General features: G+C 45.4%; 17 protein-coding genes and 1 rRNA gene. 1 reads left to right on the top strand and 17 read right to left on the bottom strand.

The window, feature by feature from the left end:
• Positions 1 to 60: 60 nt before the first annotated feature.
• The 7 genes from ispE to metG all read right to left on the bottom strand — a co-directional run bounded on the left by ispE (position 61) and on the right by metG (position 6,832).
• On the bottom strand, positions 61 to 924 hold the full coding sequence (ispE, locus tag LCM29_RS14775; protein WP_214761693.1) for a 4-(cytidine 5'-diphospho)-2-C-methyl-D-erythritol kinase: 864 nt from the start codon (positions 922 to 924) through the stop codon (positions 61 to 63).
• 100 nt (positions 925 to 1,024) lie between these two features.
• The gene (locus LCM29_RS14770) at positions 1,025 to 1,261 is read right to left on the bottom strand and encodes a Veg family protein (RefSeq protein WP_012727736.1); all 237 of its coding nucleotides are present in this window, start codon (positions 1,259 to 1,261) and stop codon (positions 1,025 to 1,027) included.
• Between the two features lie 82 nt (positions 1,262 to 1,343).
• Positions 1,344 to 2,222: a 16S rRNA (adenine(1518)-N(6)/adenine(1519)-N(6))-dimethyltransferase RsmA gene (rsmA, locus tag LCM29_RS14765; protein ID WP_214749825.1), complete on the bottom strand. Its 879-nt coding sequence runs from the start codon at positions 2,220 to 2,222 to the stop codon at positions 1,344 to 1,346.
• The gene (gene rnmV / locus LCM29_RS14760) at positions 2,219 to 2,779 is read right to left on the bottom strand and encodes a ribonuclease M5 (protein ID WP_224863722.1); all 561 of its coding nucleotides are present in this window, start codon (positions 2,777 to 2,779) and stop codon (positions 2,219 to 2,221) included. Before rnmV ends, rsmA begins: the two co-directional genes overlap by 4 nt.
• Positions 2,772 to 4,022: a ubiquitin-like domain-containing protein gene (locus LCM29_RS14755; protein ID WP_224863720.1), complete on the bottom strand. Its 1,251-nt coding sequence runs from the start codon at positions 4,020 to 4,022 to the stop codon at positions 2,772 to 2,774. The genes rnmV and LCM29_RS14755 overlap by 8 nt, the downstream gene beginning before the upstream one ends.
• Positions 4,023 to 4,054: 32 nt before the next feature.
• Positions 4,055 to 4,822, bottom strand: a complete 768-nt coding sequence (locus tag LCM29_RS14750; protein WP_214786193.1) for a TatD family hydrolase — start codon at positions 4,820 to 4,822, stop codon at positions 4,055 to 4,057.
• 51 nt (positions 4,823 to 4,873) lie between these two features.
• Entirely contained in the window at positions 4,874 to 6,832 is a 1,959-nt protein-coding gene (metG, locus tag LCM29_RS14745; RefSeq protein WP_224863718.1) for a methionine--tRNA ligase, read from the bottom strand.
• Between the two features lie 330 nt (positions 6,833 to 7,162).
• Between metG and LCM29_RS14740 the strand changes: the two genes are divergently transcribed.
• A complete protein-coding gene (locus tag LCM29_RS14740) occupies positions 7,163 to 7,456 on the top strand; it encodes an AbrB/MazE/SpoVT family DNA-binding domain-containing protein (protein WP_012727742.1) in 294 nt (97 codons plus the stop codon).
• A gap of 16 nt (positions 7,457 to 7,472) precedes the next feature.
• Here the strand turns inward: LCM29_RS14740 and rsmI are convergent, their stop codons facing one another.
• The 10 genes from rsmI to rrf all read right to left on the bottom strand — a co-directional run.
• The gene (gene rsmI, locus LCM29_RS14735) at positions 7,473 to 8,342 is read right to left on the bottom strand and encodes a 16S rRNA (cytidine(1402)-2'-O)-methyltransferase (RefSeq protein ID WP_224863716.1); all 870 of its coding nucleotides are present in this window, start codon (positions 8,340 to 8,342) and stop codon (positions 7,473 to 7,475) included.
• On the bottom strand, positions 8,314 to 8,592 hold the full coding sequence (locus LCM29_RS14730) for a GIY-YIG nuclease family protein (RefSeq protein WP_074036574.1): 279 nt from the start codon (positions 8,590 to 8,592) through the stop codon (positions 8,314 to 8,316). The genes rsmI and LCM29_RS14730 overlap by 29 nt, the downstream gene beginning before the upstream one ends.
• Positions 8,585 to 9,322 (bottom strand): tRNA1(Val) (adenine(37)-N6)-methyltransferase, encoded by a 738-nt coding sequence (locus tag LCM29_RS14725; RefSeq protein ID WP_224863714.1) that lies wholly within the window; start codon positions 9,320 to 9,322, stop codon positions 8,585 to 8,587. Before LCM29_RS14725 ends, LCM29_RS14730 begins: the two co-directional genes overlap by 8 nt.
• 60 nt (positions 9,323 to 9,382) lie before the next feature.
• The gene (gene yabA / locus LCM29_RS14720) at positions 9,383 to 9,718 is read right to left on the bottom strand and encodes a DNA replication initiation control protein YabA (RefSeq protein ID WP_012727746.1); all 336 of its coding nucleotides are present in this window, start codon (positions 9,716 to 9,718) and stop codon (positions 9,383 to 9,385) included.
• Between the two features lie 23 nt (positions 9,719 to 9,741).
• The gene (locus tag LCM29_RS14715; RefSeq protein ID WP_074036570.1) at positions 9,742 to 10,572 is read right to left on the bottom strand and encodes a stage 0 sporulation family protein; all 831 of its coding nucleotides are present in this window, start codon (positions 10,570 to 10,572) and stop codon (positions 9,742 to 9,744) included.
• Positions 10,573 to 10,578: 6 nt separating this feature from the next.
• A complete protein-coding gene (locus LCM29_RS14710) occupies positions 10,579 to 11,571 on the bottom strand; it encodes a DNA polymerase III subunit delta' (protein ID WP_224863712.1) in 993 nt (330 codons plus the stop codon).
• Positions 11,572 to 11,585: 14 nt separating this feature from the next.
• Positions 11,586 to 11,915, bottom strand: coding sequence for a cyclic-di-AMP receptor (locus LCM29_RS14705; RefSeq protein ID WP_031421800.1), 330 nt, complete (start codon positions 11,913 to 11,915; stop codon positions 11,586 to 11,588).
• Positions 11,915 to 12,553, bottom strand: a complete 639-nt coding sequence (gene tmk, locus LCM29_RS14700) for a dTMP kinase (protein WP_083600200.1) — start codon at positions 12,551 to 12,553, stop codon at positions 11,915 to 11,917. The genes LCM29_RS14705 and tmk overlap by 1 nt, the downstream gene beginning before the upstream one ends.
• 3 nt (positions 12,554 to 12,556) lie before the next feature.
• Positions 12,557 to 13,975 carry an aminotransferase class I/II-fold pyridoxal phosphate-dependent enzyme gene (locus LCM29_RS14695; RefSeq protein ID WP_224863710.1) on the bottom strand — a complete coding sequence of 473 codons (1,419 nt, stop codon included), beginning with the start codon at positions 13,973 to 13,975 and terminating at the stop codon, positions 12,557 to 12,559.
• Positions 13,976 to 14,049: 74 nt separating this feature from the next.
• Positions 14,050 to 14,162, bottom strand: a 5S ribosomal RNA gene (gene rrf / locus LCM29_RS14690); the annotation flags it as partial.

Here is a 14,162-nt window from a genome sequence, read left to right as displayed (position 1 = left end):
CACATCTTCAATAATAAACGAATGTTCTATTGAGAATATATCACTTTCATTCGTTTTTGTTCAATGTCTTTTGCCGAGAATCCGAACGACGAACACTTCTGGGCAAAATCCTTTTAGACCATTATAGATGCGATGCGCCTTTTGCTCATGCTCAATGAGCGCAAAGACAGTCGGTCCACTACCGCTCATGAGAACACCTTCTGCCCCACAATGCCGCATCGTTTCTTTGATTTGTTTTACTTCCGGATGAAGCTTGAGCGTCACACTCTCGAGCGAGTTTCCAAGATTTTCGCAAATCCCATGAAAATCTTTTTGACGAATCGCTTCTACCATGGCACCTGTGTTCGGATGATGAACTTCATCCATACGCACGGCGCGATACACATCTGCAGTCGATACTCCTAGCTTGGGCTTTCCGAGTACGACGTAGCATGGCGGCGGTGCCGGAATCATTTCTAACTGTTCACCACGACCTCGAGCAATGGCTGTCCCACCGATGACACAAAATGAAACGTCAGACCCGATCTCCGCACCGAGCTCTGCTAGCTCCTCTAATGACAAGTTTAACGAGAATAACTCGTTCATCCCACGAAGCGTCGCCGCCGCATCACTCGAGCCACCAGCAAGCCCAGCTGCCACTGGAATTTGTTTATCGAGTACAATCTCCACACCTTGTTGAATATTAAAACGTTCCCGCAACAACTCTGCTGCACGATATGCCAAGTTCCGATGATCATTCGGCACATAGGCGTGCTCTGATTGAATCCGAATCTCATCCGAATCTAAAATCGTCAACTCTAAGCGGTCTGCTAAATCGACTGTCGTCATTACCATTTCTACTTCATGATAGCCGTCCGGACGCTTTCCGAGGACATCGAGCGTCAAATTAATTTTTGCCGGCGCTTTCACACTGATCGTGCGCATCACGTTCACCCTTCCCATTTGTCTCCTGTTCGACATTGTACCGTAAACAGGCGCACAAAAAAAGAAGCAGCTGCCAATGCATCCGCCCCTCATTTATAAATCAATTGCCGAATTCAATTTTAACTGTATCCGTTAGGACATCAGCGTAGCTATACGAGACACGTTCCACATTATGCAGGTCTTCATCCAATTTCACAACGAACACCGCAGGATATGTCTCAACGAGCGTTCCAAACCGAGTAACGACTTTCTTACGACCGCCGTTTGCTTTCAACGTCAATCGTTCACCAACATGCGATTCGAGTTTCTGTCTGATTTCTTGTAACGTCTTTGGCATACGCTTCACCTCACTGTTACAAGTATAGCATAATTGAATATGAAAATAAAGTTTAATATTATAACGACTCGTTTTAAGGTCGTCAACTATTTTTAAGTGGTAAAATTGTGTCAGACAATCGTGCGAATTCTTCTAGGCTTAACGTCTCTCCCCGACGTTTCGGATCGATTCCTGCCTCATGGAGCGCGCGTTCAAGTTCGACTTTGTGTTCTTTTCCAATATAGTTTGTTAAGTTGTTCAGAATGGTTTTACGGCGTTGTGCGAAGCTTGCGCGTGCGATATCAAAGAAAAAGGCTTCGTCTTTCACCTGCACCGCCGGCTCTTTGCGCATACGGAGTGTAATGACTGCCGAATCGACGTTCGGCGCCGGAATAAACACGTTCTTTGGAACGACAAAACTGACTTCTGCCTCTGCGTAATACTGAATCGCAATCGATAGCGAACCGTATGCCTTCGTCCCGGGTTTCGCCCCAATCCGCTCTGCCACTTCTTTTTGAATCATCATCACGAGCGCGCGGAATTTCACACCACTTTCAAGCAATCGCATGATAATCGGTGTGGTGACATAGTATGGTAAGTTGGCAACAACCGAGATGTCTTCAATGCCTTCTTTCAAAAATTCTTGCTCTACAATCTCACGTAAATTTAATTCTAAAGCATCTCCATGGATGACTTTCACGTGAGGATACGGAGACATCGTATCATCCAGAATCGGTAAAAGACGCTGATCGATTTCAAGCGCCACGACTTTCTTGGCACGCTTGGCCGATTGCTCAGTCAACGAACCGATCCCTGGTCCGATTTCGAGGACACCACTCGACTCACTGAGTTCCGCCGCACCGACAATCTTACTTAAAATATTTAAATCGATTAAAAAGTTTTGACCGAGCGATTTTTTAAATGAAAAACCATGCCGCTCTAAAATGGCTTTCGTTCGTTGGATTGTTGCAATATCTTTCAACCCTGTTCCTCCTCTAATTGAGCAAGTGCTTGCTCCCACTCTTCGACTGTGACGCCGAGCGCCTCGACTCGTTTCACGAATTGTTTCGCATTCGGCTCGCCGATTCGAAGCAATACACCGAGTCGCTTCCGACGTTTCGCTGCCGCTTCTCCACCGATCAAATCCGCGTCTAACACCATTTTTCGCGTGACAATCGGCTGGTTCGTTTCAACACGTGGTTCAAACACGGCGCGTAAAACACGACGAAGCGACTCCGGGCTCGCATGTTCCACTCCGATTTTCCCACGTTTTCCTTTTGCCTCAGCACGTGGCAGATGGGCATGTTTACACCCTTTGACCCTCTCTTCGACGATTGCTCGAATACGGTCTCCCGGATAATCCGGATCGGTCAAAATGATGACCCCACGCTTCTCTTGCGCACGGCGAATTCGTTCAATCGTCTGATCGGATACGGCAGAGCCATTCGTCTCAATCGTATCGACCTCAAACACTTCCTGAAGTCGTGCCGTATCGTCACGCCCTTCTACGACGATGATTTCTTGTATTTTCTCACGCATTGTCTGTTCCTTCTTTCTCTTCTTCCTGCTTTGGAATGACCCAGATGGTAAGCGGCTTGCGACCAAACGTCACAGCCTCCTCCAACTCATCCATCATGATGTCGATTTTTTGACCTTTGATCGCACTTCCCGTATCTAGCGCAATCGCCATGCCAATCCCTTCCACATACACGCGGGTACCGAGAGGAATGATGGCCGGGTCGACGGCGATGATGCGCATGCCCTCAAAGAGAATCGTATCCGTCACATCATAACCGCTTCTTGTCAGTACTCGTCCGTCATACGTCACCGTGTCTTCTGGATTGTTCGTATAAGCTGTTGCTTCTACGAGTAACTGCTTCGCGGATGAGAAATCTAACACATCGTCCGTTTTCGGTGGCTCTGCTATCTCGACTTCAGCTTCCGGGATGAATGGGCTCGACTCGTCCGCTGTCGTAGGCTCTGTAACGGGCTCTGTGACCTTTTTCGTCCCGACTTTGATGATCTGTGGCATTGCTTTACGTAACGTCTCGACATCCGTTTTCGTACGATTTGTAATTGTACCATTTTCCACAGTAAGTGCATACCTTGTCCGTTCGAGTCCAGGAACTCCGACCTGCACGGTTTGCTTCACACCTTCTTCAAGCGTGTCGTCTTCTTCCTCGACCATATCGTACGGAATCAATTGACTCTCGTATTGAACGACATCACGATTCGTATTGACCGTAATCGTCATTCCTTCCCGTATCGGTGTCGATGCGTCTGGTAGCACCGTGTCACGTTCTGTCACGTCAACATTCGCTTCCCTCAGTAACTGTGCTACATCCGTTGCCATCGTATAGATGGTTGACGCATCTTGCCCGACGATTAAATTGACTCCAACAACAGGCTGGTAGCGAATTGTCATCCCATTCGTCACAGCAGTACGTACAGACGGATAAACCGTATCTCCGTCTCGTACAGTCACCCCGTACCGCAGTAAAACATCCTCTACGGTCCGCTCTCTCGTTTGAATGACTTCTGTTTGTCCGTATCCGATTTGAAGCGAGACCTCATGTGAACGTTCGATTCGAATGAGACGATCTTCCGGAACGTCCTCGCTCAATGCCGGAGTAACATAATCCGTTTCGTCTAACGTGATATTCAATTCCTCGAGTACCTCGAGGACGGAATCGGCCCGTGTCTCATGCTCAATTACCACGCCGTCATCGATGACCTTGATTGGTTCAGGTTGCAACATGACGTATGCGACAGACGCAGTCACAATCACGCCTATACTGGCGAATACACGCTTGATCATGGGAGGCGGAACAGTTTCTTCGCGTTGACCGTCGTCGCTTCTGCCAACTCCTCATACGAGATGTCTCGAAGTGACGCGATTTCTTCCGCAACGTACTTCACATAGGCCGGTTCGTTTCGTTTTCCGCGGAACGGAGTTGGCGTCAAGTATGGGCAGTCCGTTTCGACAAGAAGACGATCTAACGGTACTTCTTGTGCGACTAACTTTGGAACTTTCGCATTTTTAAACGTGACCGGTCCTCCTAAAGAAATATAGAAGTTCAAGTCTAGGCAACGAGGGAGAAGTTCTACTGACATGCTGTAACTATGGAAGACCCCACCGACTTCCTCTGCATGTTCTTCTTCCAAAATATCGAGCACGTCTGCCGTTGCTTCGCGGTTATGGATGACGATTGGCATATTTGTCCGTTTCGCGATGGCAATCTGTTGACGGAATAGGCGCTGTTGTACATCTTTCGGTGACTTATCCCAATGATAGTCGAGACCGATTTCACCGAGTGCCATCACTTTTGGGTGACTCATGAGTGTCTCGATCCGTTCTAAATCCGCATCCGTACAGTCGATCGCATCGACCGGGTGCCATCCGACGATGGCATAGATGTCTTCATATGTTTCGGCTAGCTCGATGGCTCGGTCGATGGTCGGCGTATCAAATCCGACGACGAGTAGCGGAGAAACGCCGGCTTCTCTTGCCCGCTCAATCGTCTCCTCCACATCTTCATTGAACTGCTCCGCATTAATGTGCGTGTGTGTATCAATCAACATCTTGGTTCCTCCTTAGAAAAAGAGAGGGAGACCGTGGTCTCCCCCATTTCATTATTTGACGATGGCACCGTTCGGCATTTGATCAGAGACTGTCGCAAGTTCTAACTTGCCGTCACGGTCCGCAGCTAAAATCATCCCTTGTGATAATTCTCCACGGAGCTTGACTGGTTTCAAGTTTGCGACAACAATCACTTTCTTGCCAACTAAATCTTCAGGGGCATACCATTCAGCAATACCTGACACGATTTGACGCGTCTCTTTCCCGAGATCGACTTGAAGTTTCAACAGTTTTTTCGCTTTTTTGATCTTATCAGCTTCCACGATTTGACCGACACGGAATTCGACCTGATCAAAGACATCAATTGTGATTTCAGGACGAACGTCTTCATCGACTTCTTCTGTCGCTATCTCCGTTTCCTCAATCCGCGCTTTCGATGCTTGACGCATCATTTCTTGGATCGCATCCACTTCTTCCTTCACGTCACGACGTGGGAAGATTGGTGTCCCGTCTGTCACGACAGCGTTATTGAAGTCGGCAAACGTCTCTAACGCTTCCCAAGACATGTCTTCCCCTTCGAGTCCGAGCTGACGGAACATTTCTTTCGGTGCACGTGTCATGAACGGTTGAATCATGATGGCAACGTGACGAAGTACGCCCGCGAGGTGTGTCATGACAGAAGCGAGTTCTTCGCGCTTCGATTCATCTTTCACGAGTACCCACGGCTGCGTCTCATCAATATATTTATTCGCACGGCTGACGAGCTGCCAGATGTTTGTGAGGGCGACCGAAAACTCCATGTGTTCCATGGCTTCTTCTGTTTTACGAGTCGTTTCTTTCACCATGCTCAATAACGCGTCATCAAACGCTGTGACATTTCCGTTGTACGCCGGAATATTCCCATCGAAATACTTTTTAATCATCGCGATGGTACGATTCAATAAGTTCCCGAGATCGTTCGCTAAATCAAAGTTCAAGCGATCGACGAACGCTTCCGGTGTGAATGTACCGTCTGCTCCGAATGGTACTTCACGAAGAAGATAGTAACGAACAGAATCCAATCCGTAGCGGTCAATCAACGGAATCGGATCTACCACGTTTCCTTTTGATTTCGACATCTTCCCGTCTTTCATGAGCAACCAACCATGCGCAAACACTTGTTTTGGTAATGGAAGGTCAAGCGCCATTAAGAGAGCTGGCCAAATAATCGTATGGAAACGAACGATTTCCTTTCCGACTAAATGGACATCTGCCGGCCAATAGCGATTGAAGAGCTCGTCGTTGTCTGTCCCGTACCCGAGTGACGAGATATAGTTCGTGAGCGCGTCGACCCATACGTAAACGACGTGTTTTGGGTTCGATGGGACTTGTACGCCCCAATCAAATGTTGTACGTGATACAGCTAAATCTTGCAGACCTGGCTTCAAGAAGTTATTGATCATCTCTGTCTTACGAGATTCTGGCAAGATGAAATCAGGATGTGACTCGAAATATTCAATCAAGCGATCCGCATATTTGCTGAGACGGAAGAAATAGCACTCTTCGCGCACAAGCTCGACCGGATGTCCGCTGTCAGGACTTTTTCCATCGACAAGCTGGGACTCTGTATAGTACGTCTCATCTGGTACAGAATACCATCCTTCGTATTCACCAAGATAAATGTCTCCATTTTTAAGTAACGTTTCAAAGACGTGTTCGACAACCTTCTTGTGACGGTCTTCTGTCGTACGGATGTAATCATCGTATGAGATCTCAAGACGGTCCCATAAGACTTTGATTTCTTCTACAACTTCATCGACGAAGGCTTGTGGCGTCACACCTGCTTCTTTCGCCTTTTCTTGAATCTTTTGACCATGCTCATCCGTTCCCGTCAAATAGCGGACGTCAAATCCTTTTAAACGTTTGTAGCGAGCAACCGCATCACCTGCTACCGTGGTATATGCGTGTCCGATATGCAATTTTGCACTCGGATAATAAATTGGGGTTGTAATATAAAAAGTCGGCTTCGCCATGATTTATTCTCCATCCTTTCGACATATGCAATTCTCATTATACACGGTTCGACAAAAGAATTTCCAAACCTAATTGTTTGGAATTATTTTGCGTTTAGTTCGTCATAAATGTTCCAAAAATACCCTTTCTTTGTTTCAAGTTCAAACTATCGGGGAAATTTAGGTATATATCGCTCTTGATTCGACAAATTTCGAAAAATTGCTTTTCCAGATAGTAAGCAGTTGACTGCAATTGGAAAGTTTAGTATGCTTTTTGCTGTAGTCACATTGTCGAATTTTGACGATTCATGTCACCACGAGATTTCGACACCATTGGAGGAGGAAACACAAATGAAATCTACAGGTATTGTTCGTAAGGTTGATGAGCTTGGTCGTGTCGTTATTCCAATCGAATTGCGCCGTACACTTGGGATCGCAGAGAAAGATGCTCTCGAGATTTACGTCGACAACGATCAAATCGTTTTGAAAAAATATAAGCCAAACATGACTTGCCAAGTTACAGGTGAAGTATCAGACGATAACTTCAAATTGGCAGATGGCAAACTCATCTTGTCACCAGAAGGTGCACAACGTGTTCTCGTTGAATTGAAGAACATGCTCGAAAACTACTACAGCGAAGAGTAAGCAAGGATTTCCTTGCTTACTCTTTTTTGTGCAGTTGATGATACGCATCATATACATCGTTTCGTGATTCACCACGGTCTTTTGCGGTCTGCTTAATGGCCGCGTTCGGCTTCAGTCCCTCTTCTATATAATGAACAACATGTTCATAGACAGAGAGCGCTTCCCACCACATTGTCGTAGGTGCCGCTTCTGTCGCACCGCTCACAAGAACGACGAACTCTCCGCGTACTTCACCTTCGCACCACTGTAACGCTTCATCGACTGACCCTCTCAAAAACTCTTCGAACGTTTTGGTTAACTCTCTACCTAATACGAGCTGACGGTTACCAAACACTTGTCGAATCGCTGTTAACATTTCCTTTAATCGATGAGGGGCTTCATAAAAAACAATCGTGCCCAGCTCATATTGAATCGATTCGAGGACATCGATGCGATCTTTCTTTTTACGTGGCAAAAAACCGTAATAGAGGAAACGTTCTGTCGGAAGACCTGAAGCAACCAATGCCGTTAGCGCTGCATTGGCACCTGGTAAGACGACCACCGGAATGTTTGCCTCGATGGCTAACCGTACGAGATCACTCCCCGGATCTGAAATACCAGGCATTCCAGCATCAGAAACAACCGCAACCGACTTTCCAGCCAAAAGATCTTCAATCAGTCTCGGTCCACTTACTTCTTTGTTGTGTTCATGATAGCTAATCAGTTTTGTCGGAATTTCAAAGTGGCGACAAAGCTTCATCGTTTGGCGAGTGTCTTCCGCTGCGATTAAATCCACTTCTTGAAGCGTTCGCACCGCTCGATATGTCATATCTTCCAAATTGCCGATTGGCGTTGGTACGACATACAATGTTGGTTGTTCAGTTTGATAACTCTTCTGTGAATTCATTAGTCGTCCCCTCCATCAACTTCTCTTTTTGCGCGCGGGTCAATTGTTTAATGGACCATTCGTATTGCATGGCCTCCCGTTTCGTATCGAACGATTGCACATACCGAAGTCGTACGGGAAGGCGAGCTTTCGTATACTTCGCCCCTTTCCCGGCATTATGTGCAATGATTCTCTTTTCCACATTCGTTGTATAGCCTGTATAATATGTCCCGTCCTGACATTCCACGATATACGTATAATGTTTAGGCATCAAGAATGGCTCGCATCGCTTCCGTATACGTATCGTCTTCTTCATATACAACAAATGGTGGTAAAATTTTAAGACCTGCTTTTCCATCTTTCGATCCCTCGATTAATAACGTATTCGCTTCGCGTCCAGCTTTCGGATATACGAGCTGCATTCGCTTCGGTTCAATTCGGTAGGTACGCATCAATGTCAGGATATCGAGTAAACGTTCTGGCCGATGCACGAACGCCACTTTCCCTCCTGGTTTGACGAGTTGACTAGCCGTTTTAATACAATCTTCTAGCGTGCACAACACCTCATGGCGTGCAATGGTATGATGTTCGTTTTGATTCCGTAATGACGTTTCATTTGCTAGAAAATATGGGGGATTACACGTGACCACATCATAACGAGCGTGCCCAAGTTGTGCCGCTGCCGTTTTGACGTCACCTTCTAGAACTTGAATTCGATTCTCGAGGCGATTGACCGCCATGCTTCGATTCGCCATATCGACGAGTTTCGATTGAATCTCTACACCTGTAATCGTTCCTTTTGTACGATACGACAAGAAAAGTGGGATTGCTCCCGTACCGGCGCACAAATCGACCAATTGCCCTTTTTGAATCGGTACCCATACAAACTCCGCCAGTAGTACCGCATCTAATGAAAACGAGAACACATCGTCACTTTGAATAATCTTGCCAGGGCGTCCAAGCAGATCATCAAGGCGCTCTCCATCCTTTACCGTTACCATTGTTTCCTCCTTCTATAAAAGAAAGGCGACGGATAGGGAATCCCTATCTATCGCCCCGTATTAATGTTTATTGAGCATCGACAAACAGAAGAGACAATCCCCATCTTTTCGTACCTGTCCGTAATGGAGGTTACAAATATGGAATCCTTCTTGATACAGCGCAGCCAAATTGTTCTGCCCTTTTCCAGACAATGCGATTTGTGAATCACCATTTGTCGTATCAACTTCTGCCAATTGTTCGACTTTTTCGCGCAAGTGATGATTCTCTAGATACATATGCTGATTCTCTTCAAGCAAATAGGCGAGCTGTTCTTTTAATACGCCTAAGTGCTCCGTTAAGAGTTGCATCTGTTGCTCGATCGCATCTACACGCATCATCACTTCTTTTTTGTCCATTCTTTCCACTGCTCAGCACCCCATCACTGTTTTGACGGTTTTCGTTTAATCGCACCCACTTCAACAAGTTCATCAATCGTATATGTGACGACACGCGTCCGATCGTGAAGTTCAACTTGAATAAGTTGGTCCAAAATGTTGAGACCGATTACACGACCATCACCTTCTGGAATTTTGATTCGCTTGCCGACGTCTGGTAAATCGCGTTTTAATTCTTCGTATGTGTCATTCTCATATTTTAAACAGCACATCAAACGACCACACACTCCAGAAATTTTATTCGGATTTAACGAAAGATTCTGGTCTTTGGCCATTTTGATGGAAACTGGTTCAAACTCCCCAAGAAATGACGAACAACAAAGAACTCGACCACATGGTCCAATCCCACTTAGTAGCTTCGCTTCGTCACGAACACCGATTTGTCGGAGTTCGATCCGTGTCCGAAACACGCTAGCCAAGTCCTTTACCAATTCTCGAAAGTCGACGCGACCCTCGGCAGTAAAATAAAAGATCACTTTATTGCGATCAAATGTATACTCAACATCGACTAACTTCATGTCTAATTGATGTTCTCGAATTTTTTCTTCACAGACGGCGTGAGCATCAACGGCTGCCAGTCGATTATCGCGTACGATATCCGCATCCTTTTGGTCCGCGACGCGAAGGATTGTCTTCAACGGCATGACGACTTCATCTTCGCCGAGCTTTTTATCGACTTGGACGACTTCGCCATACTCAATGCCACGTACCGTTTCAACGATGACATGTTCCCCACGTTTAAGCGTTGCATCGCCTGGTGAAAAGTAATAGATTTTTCCCGCTTCTTTAAAGCGGACTCCAACTACTTCAAGCACGCGCTTCTATCCTTTCTGCAAATCGAACGAAAGTCGTTCGAAAGTTAATTGAGGATTGACGTTTGCCTCGAGACGTCGAATTGCCGCATGCACACTTTCAATTGCATGTGTGAGTTTAGAGACAGATCGATTCTGAATAAATGCGTTATATAAAGCCGCCTCGTTCTTAAATAGCTTTGGAGTATACGTATCTCGAACTTTGAGATGAAGTGCCTCCTCTAACCAATGTTCGAATAATTCGAGGCCAACTCGTAACTCATTTCGTCCTTTAAAATGTCCTAACCATTTTTCCTGGGCGAACAAGAGCAACTCTTGAGGTCGTTTCGTCAATACTTCAATTAATTGTACCACTAGCCCATACGCCTGTACAAACCACTCCTGCTCAACTGCTTCTTTCGCATCATCCCATTTTGGATAAACGGTTAAAGCAAGGTAAGCCAAATCGTACGTACACGACAATTCTTCTGACATCGTTTGTGCTAACTTCGCGCGGTCAATCGGGCGAAAAGCAAGTTGTTGAGCTCGCGAACGAATCGTTGGAAGAAGTAACTGTGGTTGTGTCGTCACCAAAATAGCAAGTTTTCCCACACCTGGTTCCTCAAAGAACTTCAATAAACTATTTGCCGCTTGAGTCGTCATCTTATGAGCTTGATGGATGACATACACTTGGCGATCTCCTTCAGCACCTCGTAATGATAGGTCGCTGAGTAGTTGTTGAATCTGTTCTTTTTTAATGCTAGCTCCGTCCGGCTCCACTTCGATATAGTCAACAATGTTTTTTGAATCCATGCGTCGACAATTTCGACACACTCCACACGGTTCTGCTCCTTGTGGGGATTCACAAAACAAGGCTTTCGCAAACAATGTGGCTGTTTCAATTAAGTATGGTTCATAATCGCCCGAAAAGATGTACGCATGCCCAACTTTATTCGAAATGATTGAATTTTGAATGATTCGAGCAACAACTGTTTGCGACTCATTTAATTCCTGAAAACGCATATGCCCAACTCCCATTAAAACTGATGGAATCCTTCAATCGGCAAGACGAATACAGTCGCACCTCCAACTTGTACTTCGACCGGATAAGGAATATACGAGTCAGCATGTCCTCCCATTGGAGAGATTGGTGTAATCATTTGATCGCGACTCGAACAGTTCGATTGAATCACATCCATTAAATCATCGAGACGTTCCTGTGGAATACCCATCATAAACGTTGTATTCCCTTCTTTTAAAAATCCGCCTGTTGTAGCTAATTTCGTTGCACGAAAATCTTGTTCGACCAATGCGTCAGACAAACGTGCGCTATCCTTATCATGTACAATTGCAATTACCATTTTCATCATTGTTGTACGCCTCCTTGTTGTAATCGTTCTATTGTATAATCGAGTACCTCATCTTGAATACATTCAATCGATTGATCGGCATCAACTCGGATGATTCGCTCTGGGTACTGTTTAAGTAACGTTTGAAATCCTTCGTAAACACGCTCATGGAACGCTTGATCACGACTTTCAATCCGATCGAGTTGCCCTCGATCTTTCATTCGTGCATTCGCTCTTTCAGGGCTTAAATCAAACAAGAAAGTCAAATCCGGTGTCAAACCGTTCGTTGCCCATTCATTCAGCGATTGGATTTGATCAAGGTCATATTGTAAACCGTATCCTTGATAAGCAATAGATGCATCGATGAATCGATCACACAGAACGATTGCCCCTCGCTCCAATGCCGGACGAATCACTTGTTCCACATTTTGTGCTCGTGAAGCAGCATAAAGCATCATTTCCACTCGTGGTGTCATCTCATGATGATCCGGGGATAATAAGACTTCGCGGATTTGATTGCCCACAGTTGTTCCTCCAGGTTCACGGGTTACAACGATGTCATATCCTTTTTGTTTTAGACTCTCGACTAATAGTTGAAGTTGTGTAGACTTACCTGATCCATCTGGTCCTTCAACCGTTATAAACATTCCGCTCACTTTTTAAAACTCCTCTACAATAACGTCAATTTGCTCTATCATAACATGCTTACTTGCTTGAAGCTTCCTCCCTAAGGAAATCCACTCTAGGAGCACACGTATTTTTTCCTCGGTAATCCGCTCTCCTTTTAGAATCCATGGAATCCCTGGTGGATATGGAATCACCGTTTCTGCTGAAACAAATCCGATTGCTTGTTTGAAGGATAAACGTTGCACTTGCTCATTCCCTATTAACGTATAGAGTTCAGATACACGTTGTGTTTGAGGGAAAGGAAAAATCGTTTCATCCTCATCAATGATCGGGACATGTGTAGCTGCCTTTTTAATCAATTTAATCCAATGCTCAATTTCCTGCTTTGTTATTTCCCTTAATGGCAAACAGAATAACACATGATCCACTGCAGCTAATTCAATATCGATTCCGATTGATGCAAGATGTTCACTAAAGACTAATCCATTTTTCGGATACGTCATGACCGTTACTTTCGTAAAATCGTCCCCCACTTTGACAGTAAAACCTGCACGCTTCAGCTCAAGCACAAAATGAGCATGACTCTTTTGAATAGAAGACCATGCTTCGTCCGTTAGACTTTCTAAATAGGACCGTGCGTAGTCTAATGAAGCCATAATAAGATAAGAAGGACTTGATGTCTGAAATGAAGATAATGCATGCTTTAACCGAATTTCATCGATGTCTTCTTTATAATGAATCCAAGCTCCCATCGTCAATGCAGGTAGCGTTTTATGTGCAGACTGTACAACTGCACTCGCTCCCTCAAAAATCGCAGAACGCTGAAGCAATTTAGGATGAATTAAATGGGCACCATGTGCTTCATCGACGAGTAATGGAATCTCAAGTGAAAACAAATAATTTGAAATCGCACGAATATCAGCCATGTCTCCATAGTACGTAGGAGACGTTAACATGACGGCTCGTCCTCCCGGGAATTCTTGAACAGCCTGTTCAATCGTTTCTAATGTCACCACGGTTGGAATTCCTGTCCCACGTTCAATTGTAGGTGTTAATAGGATTGGTTCTAACCCTAGCCATTCAATTGCGTTCCAAACCGACTTATGTGAGTTTCGTTGAACGTATACTCGCTCACCACGTTTTACAGTTGCCGCAAGCATGCTCCAATTTCCAACAGTTGAACCATTGACGAGCCACTTACTTTTACTTTCATACAGTTTACCCAATGCTTTTTCAGCTTGATCGATAATCCCAGAAGCGTCATGCAAATCATCTAAATGTGCCAGTTCCGTCAGGTCATATGGCATCACCTTGGCAAATGCACTCGGTAACGTATGATCAGTCACGGTACCATTATGATGCCCCGGGACGTGAAAAGATACGCGATGTTCACTCACATGCTGTTCTAGAGTCTCTAGAAATGTAAAAGGATTTTTCCGAGAAGGAGCCATCTGTTATTCCTCCTTAACTATTGACTATGAAAAAAAGACGATCAAGCATATGCTTGATCGTCTACTGCGTTGTTGCCTGGCAACGTCCTATCCTCACAGGGGGAGATCCCCCAACTACTTTCGGCGCTGAGACGCTTAACTTCCGTGTTCGGCATGGGAACGGGTGTGGCCGTCTCGCTATCGCCAC

The organism is Exiguobacterium aestuarii, from assembly GCF_020171655.1.
Taxonomy (GTDB): Bacteria; Bacillota; Bacilli; order Exiguobacteriales; family Exiguobacteriaceae; genus Exiguobacterium; species Exiguobacterium aestuarii_A.
This window is presented reverse-complemented; position numbering and strand designations above follow the sequence as displayed.